Annotated in this window: 17 protein-coding genes and 1 tRNA gene; 7 read left to right on the top strand and 11 right to left on the bottom strand. The window is 71.7% G+C overall.

Translation table 11 applies throughout. The annotated features are described in order from the left end of the window. Positions 1 to 37 precede the first annotated feature (37 nt). Positions 38 to 346, top strand: a complete 309-nt coding sequence (locus CLV34_RS12420) for a DUF1540 domain-containing protein (RefSeq protein ID WP_100350629.1) — start codon at positions 38 to 40, stop codon at positions 344 to 346. 139 nt (positions 347 to 485) lie between these two features. On the opposite strand, the gene CLV34_RS12415 is transcribed toward CLV34_RS12420, so the two are convergent. Further along, positions 486 to 1,256 carry a hypothetical protein gene (locus CLV34_RS12415; protein ID WP_100350628.1) on the bottom strand — a complete coding sequence of 257 codons (771 nt, stop codon included), beginning with the start codon at positions 1,254 to 1,256 and terminating at the stop codon, positions 486 to 488. A gap of 125 nt (positions 1,257 to 1,381) precedes the next feature. Between CLV34_RS12415 and CLV34_RS16590 the strand changes: the two genes are divergently transcribed. Further along, positions 1,382 to 5,374: a sigma-70 family RNA polymerase sigma factor gene (locus CLV34_RS16590; RefSeq protein WP_170044678.1), complete on the top strand. Its 3,993-nt coding sequence runs from the start codon at positions 1,382 to 1,384 to the stop codon at positions 5,372 to 5,374. A 75-nt stretch (positions 5,375 to 5,449) separates the two neighbouring features. Here the strand turns inward: CLV34_RS16590 and CLV34_RS12395 are convergent, their stop codons facing one another. Both CLV34_RS12395 and upp read right to left on the bottom strand, forming a co-directional pair. Continuing rightward, a complete protein-coding gene (locus CLV34_RS12395; RefSeq protein ID WP_100350625.1) occupies positions 5,450 to 6,130 on the bottom strand; it encodes a winged helix-turn-helix domain-containing protein in 681 nt (226 codons plus the stop codon). A gap of 292 nt (positions 6,131 to 6,422) precedes the next feature. After that, positions 6,423 to 7,058: a uracil phosphoribosyltransferase gene (gene upp, locus CLV34_RS12390; RefSeq protein WP_100350624.1), complete on the bottom strand. Its 636-nt coding sequence runs from the start codon at positions 7,056 to 7,058 to the stop codon at positions 6,423 to 6,425. Between the two features lie 138 nt (positions 7,059 to 7,196). Here upp and CLV34_RS12385 point away from each other — a divergent pair, with 138 nt between their 5' ends. Beyond that, positions 7,197 to 7,685, top strand: coding sequence for a nucleoside deaminase (locus CLV34_RS12385; protein WP_245859224.1), 489 nt, complete (start codon positions 7,197 to 7,199; stop codon positions 7,683 to 7,685). Between the two features lie 19 nt (positions 7,686 to 7,704). Here CLV34_RS12385 and CLV34_RS16450 read toward each other — a convergent pair whose 3' ends face one another. Together CLV34_RS16450 and CLV34_RS12370 are read right to left on the bottom strand one after the other, a co-directional pair. Further along, positions 7,705 to 8,268 carry a collagen-like protein gene (locus CLV34_RS16450; protein ID WP_157803834.1) on the bottom strand — a complete coding sequence of 188 codons (564 nt, stop codon included), beginning with the start codon at positions 8,266 to 8,268 and terminating at the stop codon, positions 7,705 to 7,707. Between the two features lie 242 nt (positions 8,269 to 8,510). After that, complete coding sequence (locus CLV34_RS12370) at positions 8,511 to 9,431, bottom strand: NAD-dependent protein deacetylase (protein WP_100350809.1); 921 nt, start codon at positions 9,429 to 9,431, stop codon at positions 8,511 to 8,513. A gap of 162 nt (positions 9,432 to 9,593) precedes the next feature. On the opposite strand from CLV34_RS12370, the gene CLV34_RS12365 reads away from it, so the two are divergent. After that, a tRNA-Ser gene (locus tag CLV34_RS12365) sits at positions 9,594 to 9,683 on the top strand. A 125-nt stretch (positions 9,684 to 9,808) separates the two neighbouring features. Next, on the top strand, positions 9,809 to 10,042 hold the full coding sequence (locus tag CLV34_RS12360) for a hypothetical protein (RefSeq protein ID WP_100350621.1): 234 nt from the start codon (positions 9,809 to 9,811) through the stop codon (positions 10,040 to 10,042). Here CLV34_RS12360 and CLV34_RS12355 read toward each other — a convergent pair. From CLV34_RS12355 to CLV34_RS12335, 5 genes are all read right to left on the bottom strand, one after another. Further along, positions 10,005 to 11,156, bottom strand: a complete 1,152-nt coding sequence (locus CLV34_RS12355) for a tyrosine-type recombinase/integrase (RefSeq protein ID WP_157803833.1) — start codon at positions 11,154 to 11,156, stop codon at positions 10,005 to 10,007. The genes CLV34_RS12360 and CLV34_RS12355 overlap by 38 nt on opposite strands. 99 nt (positions 11,157 to 11,255) lie before the next feature. After that, positions 11,256 to 11,477: a helix-turn-helix transcriptional regulator gene (locus CLV34_RS12350; protein ID WP_100350619.1), complete on the bottom strand. Its 222-nt coding sequence runs from the start codon at positions 11,475 to 11,477 to the stop codon at positions 11,256 to 11,258. A gap of 51 nt (positions 11,478 to 11,528) precedes the next feature. Beyond that, a complete protein-coding gene (locus CLV34_RS12345; RefSeq protein ID WP_100350618.1) occupies positions 11,529 to 13,049 on the bottom strand; it encodes a replication initiator in 1,521 nt (506 codons plus the stop codon). A gap of 16 nt (positions 13,050 to 13,065) precedes the next feature. Next, complete coding sequence (locus CLV34_RS12340; RefSeq protein WP_157803832.1) at positions 13,066 to 14,592, bottom strand: FtsK/SpoIIIE domain-containing protein; 1,527 nt, start codon at positions 14,590 to 14,592, stop codon at positions 13,066 to 13,068. A gap of 2 nt (positions 14,593 to 14,594) precedes the next feature. Continuing rightward, positions 14,595 to 15,029, bottom strand: a complete 435-nt coding sequence (locus CLV34_RS12335; protein WP_100350616.1) for a plasmid replication, integration and excision activator — start codon at positions 15,027 to 15,029, stop codon at positions 14,595 to 14,597. A gap of 136 nt (positions 15,030 to 15,165) precedes the next feature. Here CLV34_RS12335 and CLV34_RS12330 point away from each other — a divergent pair, with 136 nt between their 5' ends. Both CLV34_RS12330 and CLV34_RS12325 read left to right on the top strand, forming a co-directional pair. Then, entirely contained in the window at positions 15,166 to 16,005 is an 840-nt protein-coding gene (locus CLV34_RS12330) for a winged helix-turn-helix domain-containing protein (RefSeq protein ID WP_100350615.1), read from the top strand. Then, positions 16,002 to 16,670 (top strand): HAD family hydrolase, encoded by a 669-nt coding sequence (locus CLV34_RS12325; protein WP_100350614.1) that lies wholly within the window; start codon positions 16,002 to 16,004, stop codon positions 16,668 to 16,670. The genes CLV34_RS12330 and CLV34_RS12325 overlap by 4 nt, the downstream gene beginning before the upstream one ends. Positions 16,671 to 16,684: 14 nt before the next feature. On the opposite strand, the gene CLV34_RS12320 is transcribed toward CLV34_RS12325, so the two are convergent. Then, entirely contained in the window at positions 16,685 to 18,037 is a 1,353-nt protein-coding gene (locus tag CLV34_RS12320; protein ID WP_157803831.1) for an HNH endonuclease, read from the bottom strand. Positions 18,038 to 18,041 lie beyond the last annotated feature (4 nt).

Genomic DNA, 18,041 nt, shown 5'->3' with positions numbered 1-18,041 from the left:
CGAGGGAAGACGTCCGGTCCGACCCCAGGAGGAACCCATGGCCACCCTCGAGATGCCCCAGGTCTCCGAGTGCTCCGTGCTCGGCTGCTCGTACAACGACCACAGCTCCTGTCACGCCGCTGCGGTCACCATCGGCGGCAGCGCCGCCGGCGAGGCGCAGTGCGCCACGTTCATCCCCCTCGACGTCAAGGGCGGTCTGTCGAAGGTCATGACCTTCGTGGGCGCCTGCCAGCGTGCCGACTGCCAGCACAACGACAAGCTCGAGTGCAACGCCGCGTCGGTCAAGGTCGGCCCCGGAGCCGTCGACGAGAAGCACGCGGACTGCCTCACCTACCTCGCCCGCTGACCGTCCGGGCTGGCCCGGACCTCCGGCCCGCCCCCCGGCGTCACCCTCCCGGCCCCCCCCGGAACCCCCCGCAGCACGGGCCCCCGACCCGATGGTCGGGGGCCCGTGCTGTGCGTCCAGAGGCCTCGGGCGGGTGGCCTCAGGGCGCGAGACTGCCGAAGAACGCGTCGAGCTCGTCGGCGGACTCCGGCAGCGGCTGCACCCACGCGCGCGGCGGACGGCGCAGCAGCGCGCTGAGCCCGTGGTCGACGGCCGCGCGGTCCACCGCGTCCCGCACGTCCCGCACGCGGTCCCCGAGGCGGTCGTCCCGTGGGACGAGCGCCAGGTACACGCCGTGCGACGCCACCGCGGTCGGGACGTCGGCGCCGAAGGCCCCGCGCATCACCTCGCCCATCGCCGCCGCGCGTGCGAGACGCTCCATCCGGTCCAGGCCGTCGACGAGCACGTCGACCACCACGAGGGCGTGCGTCCTGGCGGCGGACGTCCCGGCGACCGCGGCCGCCCCGTACGTCTCGCGCAGCCGGACCGTGAGGTAGGCGGACGTCGGCAGCCCCGACCAGGGGTCCACCGTCTCGCCTGCCTCCTGTGGAGCGGCGCTGCCCTCGGCCCAGCCGACGCTCACGGCACGCACCACGTCGAGGTTCGGTTCAGACCCGTGCGCGGTGAACAGGCAGGTGACGTCGTCGATGGCCTCGCCGACCCCGACGCCCGCCGCACCGCGGGCCTCGCCGAGCCGGTGGGCCGCGCCGTACAGCGGTCTTCCGTCGACCAGGCACTCGGACAGGGCGTCGACCGCAGGGTGGTACCAGTCGCCCTCGCGCAGCCACACGGACCCCAGCGTGGCGTCGCGCCACTGGGCGCGCAGCTGGTGCGCCGCGGTGTCCAGCGGCGGCAGGTCGAGGTGGCTCACAGGGAAGAGACGCTACAGGGCGGCATCTATGACGCGGTTCGAGCGGGTGAAGACTCACGCGGCCGAAAGCCCTAGGATGCAGACACAACCGCCCGGGCGCGAGCGCGCCACGACGAGGTACACGCATGACGGCGATCGAGCAGGACTGGGGGACCGCGAGCGACGCGGAACTCATCACTGCTGTGCGCGCGGGCGACGGCGAGGCCTACGGCGAGCTGTACGAGCGGCACGCCGGCGCCGCGAAGATCGTCGCCCGCCAGTACACCGCGAGCGCCGCCGACGCTGACGACGTCGTCTCCGAGGCCTTCTCCAACGTCCTCGCGGCGCTGCGCTCCGGCCGCGGCCCCGACGTCGCGTTCCGCGCCTACCTCTTCACCACCGTGCGCAACACCGCGCGCAGCGCCGGCGTCGCCGGCAGCCGCACGCGTCCCACCGACGAGACCGAGATGCTCGAGGCCGCTCTCGGGCACGAGGGCTCGACGGAAGAGCCGGCGCTCGCCGGGTTCGAGCGCTCGGTCGTCGCGCGCGCCTACCGCGGGCTCCCGGAGCGCTGGCAGGACGTCCTCTGGTACACCGAGGTCGAGGGCATGACGCCCGCACAGGTCGCGCCGCTCCTCGGGCTCACCGCGAACGGTGTCGCCGCGCTCGCCTACCGCGCGCGTGAGGGCCTGCGGCAGGGCTACCTCCAGGAGCACCTGACGTCGAGCCCCGCCGCGGAGTGCCGCAGGGTCAACGGTCTCCTCGGCTCGTACGTCCGTGGCGGCCTGGCCAAGCGCGAGACGGCGCACGTCCAGGGGCACCTCGACGACTGCGACGACTGCCGGATGCTCGTCGCGGAGCTCGGTGACGTGTCGCGCGGCATGCGCGGGATCGTCGCACCCCTCGTCCTCGGCCTCGGTGCGCTCGGCATCGTCGGCCAGGCGCTGCCCGTCGGCGGCGGCGCCGCGTCCGGCGCCGCGGGTGCGGGCGCCGCGTCCGGTGGCGCCGGAGCATCCGGCGGTGTGGGAGCCTCCGGTGCCTCGGGGGCGTCCGGTGCGGGCGCGGCAGGCAGCGCGGGGGCCGCGGGCTCGGCCGGTGCGGCGACCGCGGGGGCCGCGACCGCGGGCGTCGGCGTCGTCGGGGCAGGTGCCGCGGGCGCGACCGGGCTCGCGGCGTTCCTGGCCGCCACACCGGTGCTCGCCGTCGTGGCGACGGTCGGCGTCGCGGCCGCGGTCGGGCTGGGCGTCGCCGGCGCGCTGGGCGTCTTCTCGAACGACCACGACGACGCGCCGCGGGTGGCCGAGGTCGCGCCCACGGTCGCCACGGCCGCGCCCACCGAGACGTCGACGGCGGCCCCGTCGCCCACGAGCAGCCCGGACCTCACCTCGCCCGCGACCGTGGCGCCCACCTTCCCCGCCCTGGACGGCCCCGTCCTCCTGCCCCCGCCGGCCGTGACGCCCCCGGCGACGGCGGCTCCGGCGACCGAGCCCACCACCGAGCCGACCTCGACGCCGGCCGCACCGGCGCCCGCGCCGACCACCGACGCCCCGCCGGCGCCGCCGCAGACCACCCCGGGACCCACGGACGAGCCGACCGCGTCGCCCAGCCCGAGCTCGTCGCCCAGCCCGAGCTCCAGCCCCACGACCCCGCCCGCCCCGGACCCCGCGGCGGTCTCGATCAGCGCCGACGACGTGCCGACGCTCGACCTCGACACCGACGGCACGCTGAGCCTGACCGCGTCCAACTCGGGGGGCGAGGCGGCGGACGACGTGAGCGTGAGCGTCGGCCTCCCGGCCGGCGTCGTCGTGGCGTCCGCGGACACGACGTTCGTCCCGACGTCCGGTGGTGCCGCGCGCGGGGCCGTCTCGTTCTCCGTCCCGGAAGTGACGGCCGACTACGAGTTCCAGTGCGTCACGGTCGGCTCGGCCGAGGCGGCCGCGGTCTGCACGCTGCCGACGCTGCCGGGACACACCACCGCGTCCCTGCGGCTCACCGTGCACCTCACGGACGACTTCCAGTACGTCGACGGCAGCGGGAGCTCGTTCTCCTGGAAGCTCTCCGTCGGCCAGAAGGAGGTCAGCAGCTCCGGTGCGGACGACGCGCCGCGCTTCACGGTGAGGCGTCCGGTGCTGAGCGTCGACGTGACGAGCGCTGCGTCGGCGTACCTCCCGCTGAGCGGGACCTCGGGCAGCACCACGGTCACGCTGCGGAACAGCGGCAACCAGGACGCCACCAAGGCTGCGGTCGTCCTCGGCGTGCCCGACGGCGTGAGGATCACGGGAGTCACGGACGGCTCGGGTGCCGCCTGGAGCGGGTCGGGGACCTCGTGGTCGCGCAGCGGAGGGACGGTCGCGCCCGCACCGAACCCGAGCGCCGGGTCGGACGGGACCACGGCGCTCACGATCACGTTCGCCCGGGTCGGGACGGTCGATCCGCAGGCCGTCCTCCAGGTCGGCAGCACCGGGTACGCGGCACGCCAGCCCACCGCAGGTGGCCAGCAGGTCGCTCTCCAGGTCGAGCCCGAGTGGCACGACGACCTCCAGGCGCGGGCGCAGTGCTCCCCGAACGACGGCAGCCCCGCCGTCGGCGTGTTCTACCTGAACGAGAACTCCTTCGCGGTGACCGCGCAGCCGGACGTCGACGGCACGGCCGCGCAGTCCGTCGAGGCGGACAAGCAGGCCTACTGGTGGATCCCGCTCGACTCCGCCGAGGCAGGCGTGGTCCGTGTCCGGCTGTCCGGCCCGACGCTCGTCCACGGAGTCCGGACGACCACGCTGACCGTTCCCTACGAGGCCACGGACTGCGTCGCGTCGACCCCGACACCGACGCAGACCCCGACCCCGACGCAGACCGCGACCCCCGACTGGAGGTCGTCCGTCACGACCGAGACGCAGTGCTCGGCCACGGACGGCACGCCTGCGGTCGGCGTGTACTTCACGAACGAGAACGACTTCTCTGTCAGCGCGCGCGTCCGGACGGCCACGGCCGAGGCCGTGACCCTCGCGCCGGGGGTGAGCGGGTACTGGTGGGTGCCGCTCGACTCGGGAGCGGCCGGGACCCTCGACATCGACGTGTTCGCGGTCCCCGACGGGACGTCCTCGTTCCAGGGGTCGACGACCGTCACCGCGGCGTACGCCGCTGCCGACTGCGCCCCGACCACGCCCACGCCCAGCTCCACGCCGACCGAGCCGTCGCCCACCCCGACGACCCCGTCGACCACCCCCACGCCCACCCCGACGGACCCGTCGGGCGCGGACTGGGGTTACCGGCTCAGCGTCAAGGCGCAGTGCTCGACGACCGACGGCTCGCCCGCCCTCGCGGTCTACGTGGCGAACGACGGACCGACCACGATCCAGGTCCGGCCGTTGCTCGACGACCCTGCGGCGGACTCCCGCACCGTGGCGCCTGCCGCCGCGGCGTACTGGTGGATCCCGCTGGGCTCGGGTGAAGCGGCGACGGTCCAGGTCCGCGTGTACGAGTGGCTGGGCGGCCGGGGGTACTCCACGACCGAGAGCGTCGCGTACGACGCGGCGGGGTGCGAGACCCCGACCCCGAGCCCCACCGCGTCGGAGTCGCCCACCCCGACACCGACGCAGACGACGCCCACTCCCACCCCGACGACGCCCGCGCCCACCCCGACCCAAACGACGCCCACTCCGACCCCCACGCCCACGGTCGTCGCCCCGACGTGCCGGTCCGACCAGTGGTCGGCGACGGCGAGCTACGGGCCCGGGACCGTCGTCCGCTACGGGGGCACGTACTACCGTGCGAAGTGGGTGACGGGTGCCGGCGACGTGCCCGGCACGCAGTTCGGGGCGTGGCAGAAGCTCGCCGTCGCCCCGAGCAGCACGCCGCGGGCCTACGACTCGTCCGCCTGGTACGTCGCAGGTGACGTCGTGGCCGCGGACGGCTCGTGGTGGATCGCGCGCTTCGACACGCCGTTCGGTGCCCCGGGAGCCCGGTCGTCGACGTGGCAGCGCTACCCGACGACGGTCGGGGCCTGGGACGCCCGCACCGCCTACGGGTGGACCGACGTCGTCGAGCACGACGGGCGCCTGTGGTTCGGGGCGTACTGGTCGAAGGGCGTGACGCCGGACGCGACCCCGTTCGGTCCGTGGCGGCCCGTCACGACCTGCTGAGCGGTCCTTGAGCGGGCGGTTCCGCTGGCCCTCGTGCGCGCCGGCGGTGCCGGTCGCTGAGGGACGGCGCCGGTGTCAGTCGCGCAGGACGACGTCGGCGGTCGTCGCGAACCGGTAGCCGACGCCGCGGACGGTCGTGATGACGTGCCCGACGTCGACCTTCTCGCGCAGCCGGCGCACGTGCACGTCGACGGTGCGGGTGCCCTCCTGGACCGGCGCGCCCTGCCACACGGACGCCAGCAGCTCCTCGCGCGTGACCGTCCGTCCGCCCTGCCGGGCGAGGTGCACGAGCAGGTCGAGCTCCTTGACGGTGAGGTGCACGCGACGGTCGTCCACGACGACCTCACGGGCGGCGGCGTCGATGACGAGCCGCGGCACGCCCGAGACGCGCGCGAGCCGCTCGTGGAAGGTGCGGACGTCGTCCCGGTGGAGGCCCGGGGTGGTGTCCCCCGTGGACGTCCGGGCCGCGTCGCGCGGGATCGTGGTCGTGCGGGGCTCGGCGAGCCGGACCGACGTGTAGGTCTCTGCGTCGGGCAGGAGCTCGCGGGCGAGCTCTGAGAGCGTCTCGGCGAGCTCGACGATCTCTTCACCGTCAGGGGTGCCGTCGATGCCGACGTAGAGCACGAAGCCGGGGCGGCCGCCGGCGCTGGTGCCGCGGGCGCGGGGGCCGGCCTCGCGGCGCTCGTCGCGGACGGGGGCCGGGCGGGGTGTCGCGGTGCGGGGGTGCGCGGGACGGGAGGGGGAGACGATCGTCATCGGAGGACCTCGTGCTGTGCAGGGCCGCGGTGCGGCCGGTGCCGGCGTCGCCGGCGGGGCGTCTGGGTGGCGTCGAGGACGCGAGGGGAGGTGCGGCTGAGCAGGTCAGGCGCAACAACAGACGCGGGGGCACAGGCACATGACGACGACGGCTGCGGGGCGCAGCGCGGTGGTCGACGAGGTGCTCACGAGTGCGAGAGTGGCACGTCCCAGAGGGCGGGCCAAGACGAGACCGTGGATGTCTCGGATGGTGGGACGTCGTGACGGACCGGTGCCCGTCCGTCGCGACGGGTCAGACGACGCCGTACAGGCGGTCCCCGGCGTCGCCGAGTCCCGGGACGATGTAGCCGTGCTCGTCGAGATGGTCGTCGACCGCCGCGACGACGACGGTCACCTCCGCGCGGTGCCCGACGGCCTCCTCGACGGCCGCGAGGCCCTCTGGCGCCGCGAGCAGGCAGACCGCGGTGACGTCGTCGGCGCCCTTGGCGAGCAGGTACTCGATCGCCATGATGAGCGTGCCGCCCGTCGCGAGCATCGGGTCGATCAGGAAGCACTGCCGGCCCGTGAGGTCGTCGGGCAGGCGGTTCGCGTACGTCGTCGCCTCGAGCGTGATCTCGTTGCGGACCATGCCGAGGAACCCGACCTCCGCCTTCGGCAGCAGCCGGGACATGCCGTCCAGCATCCCGAGGCCTGCCCGCAGGATCGGCACGACGATCGGCGGCGGGGACGCCAGGTGGGCGCCCCGGGTCTCGGCGACCGGGGTGCGGATCTCACGGTCCACGACGCGGACGTCGCGCGTCGCCTCGTACGCCAGGAGCGTCACGAGCTCGTCGACGAGCAGGCGGAAGGTGGGCGACGGGGTCGCCTCGTCCCGCAGGACCGTCAGCTTGTGGGCGACGAGGGGATGGTCCACGACGATCGTGCGCATAGGCCCAACCTACCCGCCGGTACGGTGGGCTACCTGCTGGTGCGGCGTGCAGGTGCGGGCTCGGGTGCGGCGTCTGGTGGGGTGGGCGGCGCGTCGGTGCGGCAGGCTGGTGCCATGCCTGGTCCCCTGCCCGGTCCGATGCGCCGTCCCGCCGACCACCGCAGCACCGACGAGGTCGCGTACCACGACGCGCTCATGGGGCTCGCGCTGCACGAGGCGACGCACGCCCTCGCGTCCGACGACGTGCCCGTCGGGGCCGTCGTCGTGGACGGTGACGGCGCGCTCGTCGGTGTGGGGCGCAACCGGCGCGAGGAGACGCACGACCCGACCGCCCACGCGGAGGTGCTAGCCCTGCGGCAGGCCGCGCTGACGCTCGGGTCGTGGCGGCTCGACGGGTGCACCCTCGTCGTCACGCTCGAACCGTGCGCCATGTGCGCGGGCGCGATCATGCTCGCGCGCGTGCCCCGGCTCGTCCTCGGGGCGTGGGACCCGAAGGCCGGCGCCTGCGGGTCGGTGTGGGACCTGGTGCGGGACCGGCGCAGCACGCACCGCGTCGAGGTCGTCGGCGGGGTGCGCGAGGACGAGTGCGCCACCGTGCTGCGCGAGTACTTTGACTCCCACCGCTGACGCCCCGGCCGGAGCCACGTCAGGGCGTGATCTGCACGGTGTACGCGCACGTCTCGCTGGTGGTCGGTGTTCCCGCGGTGTGCGTGGACGACACGGTGACGTGGACGACTGACGTGGTCGTGTAGCCGTCGGGCGCGACCGCGACGAGGAGGTCCGCGAACACGTTCGGGGCGCTCGTCTGGGAAGGCACGGACGTTCCCCGGGCGGAGAAGCGGGTGAGTGCGGAGCCCGTGGAGTTCGTCTCCATGCCGTCGACGAACATGTAGGAGCCCCGCACGACGTAGGTCGCCACTCCGTTGCCGCAGGTGGCCCACACGGAGGTGTCTCCCAGCGACGCGACGACCTGCGTCCCGGGGTACATGAGGAGCCGCGCACCGGCGCTGCCCGGCCCTCGTGGCCCGGTCGGTCCCTGCGGCCCGGCGGGGCCGACGGGTCCCGCCGACCCCGTCTTCCCGGTGGCGCCGGTCGCACCGGTCTTGCCGGTCGCACCGGTCTTGCCGGAGGCGCCGACGGTGCGGCGAGTCGTACCTGACGGGCACACGCCTGAGGACGACGCCGAGCGGATGACTCCGTGGGACGTCACGCAGGCGACCGTGGAAGGTGGCGTCGTGGTCGCGACGGCGAGCGTGGTCCCACCCGCGACAAGGACCGTGGCGGTGGTGGCAGCGGCGACAACAGCGGTTCTGGTTCTCATGTGACCAGCGTCCGCGCTGCGGTGTTCCTGCGGGCAGGGCCCGACGTCCTCACGCCGCCCGACGTCTCCCGGGACGGTCGGGGCACTGTTCCCGGGTCGACGGGACGGTGTCGCCATCGGGCGTGCGACCGTCAGGCGAGAGCGTCCACCAGCGCCGTGAGCGTCTCGGACGTGCCGGCGTCGAGCTTGAGGGTCGCGAGGTCGTCGCCGCGGGTCGCGCCGCGGTTGACGATGACGACGGGCTGCCCGTCCTTCGCGGCGCGTCGGACGAACCGCAGCCCGCTCATCACGGTCAGGGACGACCCGACGACGAGCAGGACGTCCGCGTCGGCGACGAGGGCGAACGCCCGGTCGACGCGCTCCCGCGGCACGTTCTCGCCGAAGTAGACGATCTCCGGCTTGAGGACGCCGCCGCAGGCCTCGCAGGACGCGGGCACGAAGTGGGACGTCTGCTCGATGACGGCGTCGGCGTCGGGCGCGATCTCGATGTCGGCGACCGAGCCCGCGACGGACTCCACGAAGCCCGGGTTGAGGGCATCGAGACGGTCGGCGAGGTGGGCGCGCGAGATGACGCGTCCGCACTGGAGGCAGATGACGCGGTCGTAGCGGCCGTGCAGGTCGATGACGTTCCGGGAGCCCGCGTCCTCGTGGAGCAGGTCGACGTTCTGCGTGATGACGCCGGTGACGACGCCCGCGTCCTCGAGCTGCACCAGCGCGCGGTGGCCGGCGTTCGGGAGCGTCCGGTGCACGTGCCGCCACCCGACGTGGTTGCGCGCCCAGTAGTGGCGCCGGAAGGCTTCGTCGCCGACGAACTGCTGGTACGTCATGGGGTTGCGCGGCGGGGAGTCCGGGCCGCGGTAGTCCGGGATCCCGGAGTCCGTCGAGATGCCGGCGCCCGTCAGCACGGCGACGCGGCGACCGCGCAGCAGGTCGACGACGTCGTCGAGCGTCCCCGTGGACGTCGACGGGCCGGCCGGCGCGGGCGTGGTCGCGGGGGTGCGGGACGGCTTGGCTGAGGCGGTGCTCGGCGGAGCGGAGGACGGGACGGACACGCCTTCCACGGTACGTCGCGCACGGCGCCCCGACCGGTGACCGGCGTCACCCGGCGCGGTCACCGACGGTCCTCCGGTCGGGCCCTCCCACCGGGCTCCACCGGCGGATTCGGTTCCCGGGCCGGAAACGGGTATCCTTCCTGGGCCGGTACTACCGGCGAAGGTAGCGTGTCCGAGCGGCCTAAGGAGCACGCCTCGAAAGCGTGTGTGGGTGAAAGTCCACCGTGGGTTCAAATCCCACCGCTACCGCCACCCGAAGGGCCCCACCCGCGGAATCACGCGGCTGTGGGGTCCTTCGTCGTTTCCCGTACTCCCTTTTCACTCCGTTTTGAAGAAGACCACTCGCGATCCTTCCGCGAGGCGCTGATGATCGAGCGATGAGCCTCGACGACGAGATCGCCCCGATCACCAGGGAAGACGCCGGAGCACTCATCGGCGTCCTCGCCAACCTTGAAGGCCACTCACGATTGGGCGATGTGACGCCGCACGCGGTCGAGCACCTCCAGCGTCGCCTCGCCCGAGATCTGGGCGCTGACGCGTCGACTCCGCTCGAGGACATGCTTGCGACGCTCATCACGCGGTTGCGTCGCGCTTTGGGTGAGCCGACGTAGTTCCGCTCACGAGCGCCTTCGAGGATGCCGACTGCGCGACGAGCTGGTCGATGACCGTCCGCAGGTCCGGGGCGACGTGCGTTCGCTTCACGTAGTGCCGGACGGTCGTGCCCTCGTCGGCGTGGCCGAGCAGCGCCGTCGCGTTGCCGATCGTCGTCGCGTTGGCGACCTGCGTGGCGACGGTCCGGCGGAAGTCGTGCGGCGTGACGGACGTGCCGGCCTCCTCCTGCGCAGCCCGGAGCTGTTCGCGCACGCGACCGGGAGAGCGCGGAGTCCCCGCGGTGGACGGGAAGACGAGCCCGTCCGGTCCGCCGTCGAGCCCGAGGTCGAGCGCCTGGGTGATCGCGGCGACGACGAACTCAGGGAGTGTGATCGTCCGGCGCGAGGTGTCGGACTTCGGCTTGGCCTGCCGGACGAGCTTGCCGTCCGCCCGGACGACGGTTCCCGTGACGGTGAGGGTCGGGACGTCCGCGGCGAGGTCGAGATCCCGCTCGCGGAGCGCCAGACACTCACCGATGCGCAGCCCGGTGCCGAGCATCGTGTCGACGATCTGCGGCAGGAGCGTGACGTTCCGCCGTCCACGAGCCAGGGCAGGCCGGTCCTCCCATGCGCGGACAGCCTTGCGCAGCAGGGCGATGTCCTCGAGCCCGAGCGTGCGGACCTCGGCACGCTTCGGCTTGCGGACCGTGACCGCATCGCGGACGGGGTTGAAGGGCGCCGCGCCGTAGCGGACGCACATCATCATGACCTGCGACAGGACGTTGCGGGCCTGCCGCGCGGTGTCGTACTTCTGCGAGCTCGACAGCGCCATGAGCACGCGGTTCACCGCGACCGGCGTCACCTCCCGCACCCGCAGCGCACCAAAGGCCGGGCGGAGATCCCGCTCGAGCGTGCCGGTGTACGTCGTGAGGGACTGCGGCGTGACCTGACCCTCGGCGCGCTTCTCAGCGAGCCACTGGTCGAAGACCGGTGACATGCGGGTCTCGGGGCTGATCGCCGTACCGCCGTGGGTCGTCCCGTCGGCCGTGAGGCGGTGCAGCTTGTCCTCGAGTCGACGCTGGGCCACCGCGCCCGACGATCCCCGCGCCTCGTACTTGTGCAGGGTGCCGGTCACGTCCCGGTATTGCGCCTGAGCACGCCAGACGCCAGGGCTCAGCTCACGGCGACGGATCGTGCCCCACCGGCCCGGTGCGATCGGGATGCGTGCCACCGCTCAGCCCGCCAGCGGGTCGGTCGTGCTGTCGAGCCACGCCTCGACGTCCTCGGGCCGGTAACGCAGCCGGGCGCCGACCCGGACCACGCGGGGTCCGCCACCGCGCGACGACCACGCGTAGACGCAGTGCAGCGAGATGCCGAGGTAGTCGGCGAGGTCGTCGGGGGTCATCAGACGCGTGCGACCGGTGCCCGTGTGCCTGGCGACGTCGTTGGTGCTCATGGCGGTGCTCCTTCGTGCTGGCGGGTGGATCGTGCTGGTGGGTGGATGGGGTCATGCTCGCTGGGTGGCTCGCCACTGTGCGTACTCGCGGGCGCGTGCTGCTGCGGCGTCGGCGAGGGTCTTGTCGCCGGGGTTGAGCCAGCCGGAGCCCTGGTAGGTCCAGGAGCCGATGACGAGGGTGGTTTCGTCGTCGTCGGCGAGCAGGCGTGTTTCGAGGTCGGCGGTGTCGAGGGTGCGTCCGTCGCGGTCGGCGTCCTCGCGCAGGCGCTGGAACCGGGCGCGGGCGCGGCGCAGCTTGCCGAGGGTGACGGAGTAGCGGCGGGACTTGGTGGCGAAGTGGCCGCGGAAGCCGAGCATGTGAGCCCACTTAGCCAGGAGCCGGTATGGGCCGTCGATGCAGTGCCCGCAGGCGCACCCGTCGGTGTATTCGTCGGGTTCGACGCCGTCGGGGCGGCAGGCGGTGGCGGCGCGGGCGGCGAGGTAGCGGCATTCGCGGTCGAGACGGGCCAGGTGCGGCGACGGGGACGACGGGTCGGTGCTGGTGGACTTCGTGGCGTACTTGGCGAGGTAAGCGGCGACCTGGTCGGGGTGCAGGGCCTGGGAGTCGTCGACGGATGCGAGGCCGGTGCGCACGGTCCGGACGTCGAGCTGGGCGCCGAAGCGGAGTACGCGGGTGACGTCGTCGCGGTCGACCGGGGGTGCGGTGCATTCGACGGCGGGCGCGGCCTGGCGGACGAGGTCGGCGAGGTCGATCCCATCGACGGGTGCCGTCGAGCCCGGGCCGTCGGGTCCGTCGACGCGGATGAGGGCGTGGAAGTGGACCAGGCCGCGTGCCTGGAACTCGGCGACCTTCGCGAACTGCACCGAGGCGTGGTGCTTGAGCCGGCTCTCGGGCACGTCGAGCCGGTCGGCGAGGCGGCGCCGCAGGGCGATGGTGAAGCGCCGCCACAGCTCGGGCGCGTGGAACTGCCAGACGACCGCGGTGGTCCAGTCGTAGCAGTCCCAGCACAGCGGGGCACTGAGCTGCGGGTCGCCGGCTGGGTGGATGGTGTGGCAGGAGCGGGGGCGCCCGTGCTCGCAGACGCCGCGCTGCCCAGGGCGGCACCTGCCGGCACCCTTGTCGCGCAGCCCGTGGACGTGCCCGAACGAAGGCGCGGTGAGGGTCGCGAACACCAGGGGAGACCTCGACACGGTGTCGGGGACGGTCTTGCCGCCCAGGACGCCGGTGCGGATGACCTCGAACGTGTCGCGGGCGTAGACACGTGAGCACGCGGGGCACACGTCCGCGCGCCGGTTGCCGCACGGGCGCAGCAACACACCGAGGGGTGCGTCGGTCGAGCTGAACGACGAGCGGATCTCACCGGTCGCGGCGTCGACGGTCGTCGAGGATCCGACCAGGCGGATCGGGTGGGCGCAGTTGCCGACGCGGGCTGCGGCGTCGGAGAACGCGTCGAACGTCCCGTCGAGCAGGCGGGAGACCACGGCTCTGGACGCCGCGGCCGGCAGGTCCGTGAGGTCGAGGGGCGCGTGCTCCCCGTACCCCGGGAACCTGCCGGTCGCGGTCGTCGTCATGGGTCCGGGTCCAGGCTCAGGCGGCCAGGTCGTCGGACGTGGTGGTGCCGGCGTCGGCCTTGTCGCCGGTGGGGTGCAGCTCGACGACGGGAGCGTCCTCCGCGGTGGGCGCCGGCGGCTTGGCGTAGGTGGTGGCGTACTCGCGGATGGTGTCGTCGGAGATCCAGGGGAAGCGGATGCGGGTGGCGCCGGGGTCCCCGTCGCGGATGACCCAGGCGACGCCGGGGGTCTGGTGGCGGATCCGGTCGCACAGGGCCCCGCGGGAGCGGGCGGCGTCGCCGAGGAGCATGTCGACGTCGCCGGGTTCGTTCAGGCGCATCCCGATGCGGGTGGTGAACAGGTTGCGGTGCGTCAGGGTCTCCTTGCGGGGGTCCTGCGCGGCCGCGATCACGGAGATCGCCATGGCGCGGCCCTGGGTGAGCAGGAGCGCGAGGGCGGACTCGGTGCGCTTGCGCACCTGGGCGACGGGGACGTAGGCGGTCAGGGCGGCGAGCTCGTCGACCACGACCACGATGAACGGCTCCGCGACGGTCGGGGTGTGCAGGCGGGAGCGTCCCCGCATGGCCGCCTTGCGGCGGTTCATCACCGAGACGAGGCCTTCGAGGGCGTCGGCCATGGTCTCGGGGTCCCCGTCGACGACGTCGGTGAACAGCCCGGCGCCGTAGGGGAACTCGAGGGACTTCGGGTCGATGCCGAACAGCTGCACGAGCCCCGTCCGGGTCGCGGGGGCGAGCTGGCAGATCGTCGACCACAACGCCGAGCCCTTCCCGGCACCGGTCGCCCCACCGATCAGGACGTGGTGGCCGAGCAGGTCGAGAGTGAACCGTTCCCCGTCCTCGGTCCACGCCACGGGCAGGGCGTGAAAGTCCGGGACCTCGGCGGGTACGTCGAGGCCGATCGGCTGAGCCAGGACGTCGCGGCGCAGCATGGTCACGTCGATGAGGTTGCGGTGCGCGGCACGTCCGAACCGGCCCGGTCCGGCGGGGCGGACGCGGCACTCCATCGCGTTGAACATCGTGGCCAGCTGCTCGGTGCGTGAGGCCCAGTCCTCGAGGGTCTGGCCGGGCAGCATCCGGACTCGCAGGTACTCGGCATGCTTCGAGGCGACGATGGGGGAGCGGCCCGGGACCACGCGGTCACCGGTGGTCAGGTCCCGGACGTCGAGACCGGTCGAGGTGGTCGCGGTCGCCCACAGGCGCCGGTACGTCACCCCGCGCCACAGTCCGCGCAGCCGCCAGATGACCCGGCGGCGGAACGAGGCCGGCCACCGCCACGCCCACACCACCACGGCAACCAGCAGCGCGCCGGCGCCCGCGAGGTCCGTGGCGGGGTGCTGGTCGTACTCGACGACGAGGACGACCGGCACCACCGCGACGGCGAGACGCGACGGACGGCGAACCAGCCACCACACCAACCGAAACTGGACGCGGACGAGCCACCAAGCGAGGCGGAAGCAGCCCGTGAGCACGGCAGCCATGACCGCGACGAGCAGCGCGTCGAGCACCTCGTCCGTGGTGCGGGCACGGGGCAGGTTCGCCGACACGGTCACGCCGCCTTGGCTTCGGGCGCCTTCGCGCCCGTGTTGCCGGCCTCGCCCGGAGCAGCGACCCCGTCCGCACGGAACGACCACGCGAGACGGGGGCGGTTGCCGTTGTCGTCCACGTAAGGAAGCGCGGTCAGGCGGACGAACTCGATCGGCGTCCACGGGAACGGCGTCTTGTTCGCCGGCGGGACCGGCTGCACCGGAGCCGCGATCTTCACCGTCACGACTGTGTCCTTCTTGCCGGCCATGTCGTCCGCGTCCAGGACGACCACCTGCCACAGCAGTTCACCTGTCTCCTTGTCGCGCTGCTGCGGGCGCGAACCGTCCGGCCGCTTGTCGGCCTGGAAGTCAAGCACCGGCTCGACCTCACCACGCAGGAACGCGCCCTGCGGGAACACGTCCCGGTGCTGGACCGGGAACCGCTTCTGCATTGCCATGATGCCTCCTTGGTTGGCGTGGCTAGCATGCCTAGTCATGTGACTGACACCACGAGAGTGGACCAGCCTGGCTAGCCATGTCAAGCGACGCGGCCAAATTGGTTAGGTTGGCTGGCCGTGTCGCTACTCTGGAGGCATGGAACTCGACCCGGACGACCCGCGACCGCCGTATCTGCAGGTGGCGAGCTCGCTACGCGCCGCGATCCTGTCGCGCACGTTCCAGCCGGGGGAGCAGCTGCCATCGCAGACGGAGCTCGCCAAGACCTTCGGTGTCGCGCGCATGACCGTGCAGCAGGCGCTACGGATCCTCCGCGATGAGGGACTGACGGTCTCGCGCCAGGGATCCGGCGTGTTCGTGCGAGAGAAGACGGCCCGCGCCGTCGGGCTACGGCCACACGTTGAGCGTGCGTTCGAGGCCGAGGACGTGCGGATCGACTTCGTCGGGTTCACGTCCGAGACGCTGCACGGCGCACTCGCCGAACCGCTCGACAAGATCCGCAGCGGCCGGCTCACGCCGAGCTCCGTGCGACTCCGCATCCTGCTCCCCGACCTCTCGAGGCCCGTCGCGGTCCCCGCCGCGGCGTCAGGCGACGAGGACGAGAGCGCGCGAGCACGCGCCCGCATGGTCGCCATCAGCGACCGGAGCCTCGAAGGCATCCGCGCCACCGTGGAGGAGCTGCACGAGCTCGGTTTCATCAAAGACGCCGCGGTCGATGTGCGCCGCTACGGTGTGACGCCGCTGTTCAAGGCGTACGTGCTGAACCAGGAAGACGTGTTCTTCGGGTTCTACCCCGTCCAGGAGCACAAGGTCTCGGACAGCCAAGGGTCGTTCACCATCTACGACTCCGCCGGCAAGGACTCCGAGCTGTTCCACTACGCAGACGACGGTGATGCGGAGTCCATCGGATCGATGTTCGTCGCACAAGTGCGCGGGTGGTTCGAGAGTGCCTGGACAACGATCGCGGTCGCGTCATGAACGCCGCCGAGTTGCTCGCGGATGCGAAGGTAGTCCTCCTCGACTTTGACGGCCCAGTGACCCTGCTGATGCCACCACCCATGAATGGCGAGGTCGCGGACGCACTGCGCGACGTTCTGCGGCAGCACGGTGCCGCGACAGGGTTCCCGGAGACCACCGATCATCTCGCCGTCCTGCGCTGGACCGCCCAGCACGCGAGGAGCGCGCTCGAGGACGTGGAGCGTGCAGCAGACGAGCTCGAGGTCGAAGCCGCGCTCCGAGCAGTCCCGACCCGAGGATCGGCGGAGCTGCTGGCGCACTGTCGCGAGCAGAGGAAGCCCGTCGTCGTGGTATCCAACAACGCGGCCGTTGCCGTGCGCGCCTACCTCGAGCGCTGGGAGCTTGCCGATGCGGTGGCCGGGATCGTCGGAAGACCGCAGGGCCACCCAGAACGGATGAAGCCCAGGCCCGACATGATTCATGACGCGCTGGCGTTGCGAGGGGCCGTGCCGGGCGAAGCAGTTCTGATCGGCGACTCCGTCACCGACATCGAGGTCGCCCAAGCGACGGGTGTTCAATCGATCGGCTACGCCAAGACGCCACGCCGCGGTGAGGAACTCGCTGTAGCGGGCGCTGATGCGCTGGCAGCGACGATAACCAACTTGCTCCTCGCGAGCGGAGAGTAGAAGTCCTTCCGGGACTAATCAACCCATTTGCCTAGGCGTCTCTGCAGGAATTCTCGGTTAGGTGCGTCCCGAGTTGGAAGCCTGAGCCGCACACCATCGTATTGCCGCAACGAACCGAGCAAGGAGAGGTCATTCGCCAGTCGTTCTGTCGAAATATGGATAATCAGGTCCGTGTCGATGGTCAAGAAACCGGTGTCAAACGCGCGATCGACGAGCGTTGATAGGCAAATTCCATTCTCGGGGTCAAGGCGAATCGACTCGTCATCGGCCCAGGGCACAATATGAGATGCGACCAAAAACTCGCGCGTCATAATACCTGTAACCGCGCACCGGTATCCGTAATTGGACTTGACCAGCTTTGCAAAGGCTCGTTGAGCGCTCCCGCGGGTCTTGACCGTGGCTGTCGCATCGGGAACGGAGAAGTAGGTGTCTGAAATTTGCCTCTCAAGTGCGCTGACTTCAGATTCGTCATAATCCGCGGCCTCGGCGATGACGTCGTCATTCCGAGACCTCTCGTCCGCGAGGCTTCCCGTCGATGCGACCAGGCCAGAAGCGTCCCCGGGTGAAGGCGTCGAGACACCCGGCAAATCCTCTCCATCAAGCGTAGGGGTGGCGATGCGCCGATGTGCAGATGTGCTGGCGTGGTCGGCAGGGCCGGTCGCCGAGGAGGCGGCGTCAGATCCTAATGTGTCGGACGACAGAGAGTTCGAGGGCGTCAGTGACCATGCCGCGTGATTCTCCGTGGTGTTGAAATACAGTGCGGGCGCACCCGGCAATGTGAAGTCGCGAGATTGACAGGCCTTCCTGCGATTGAAGCCAAACGTCAAAATGCGGATCGCTTGGGGGAGGTTCTCGGTGCTCGCGTATGCGCGTGGAGATGCTGGTTGCCGCAGGTAAGCCCTAAGGTGCAGTTGATCACTCTCCCCCGCGAGTTTGACTGCAACGATCACCCCCCGCTCTCCGGAACGTCTAAAGTCTTCGAGAGCAACGTTCGCGTCAGAAGTGTTGGTGGCTGTTGGATCGCCAGTAAATGTCTCTGGGCCATGAGGGTCTGGGTTAGGCGACATCCGCCACGGTTCTGGCCCTCTGCGGGTAGTCGTGGGCCAAGCGAGGTGGTGTCGATCGGCAGAGTAGCTCAGGAAGCCCTCCATCGACCCGCCCGGCCAGCCATAGGTGACGTCAAACCTACCTGCGCCGAGTGCGGGGAATACCTTCTTAAATAGCTGACCGTGGCCCTGTGAGGCTTGAAGATAGTCCTTCGTGTAACTTCGATCGTGCGGGTCGTCTGTAAAGCGGCCATAAATGGCCTTCTGCGCCGTGACTCCGTATTCCCAGACCCAGACTGCGTCAACCTTCTTTTCAACCACTCTG

The sequence above is a fragment of the Luteimicrobium subarcticum genome (assembly GCF_002798015.1).
Taxonomy (GTDB): domain Bacteria; phylum Actinomycetota; class Actinomycetes; order Actinomycetales; family Cellulomonadaceae; genus Luteimicrobium; species Luteimicrobium subarcticum.
The sequence above is the reverse complement of the archived record's forward strand: the minus strand, read 5'-3'. Positions and strand labels throughout refer to the sequence as shown.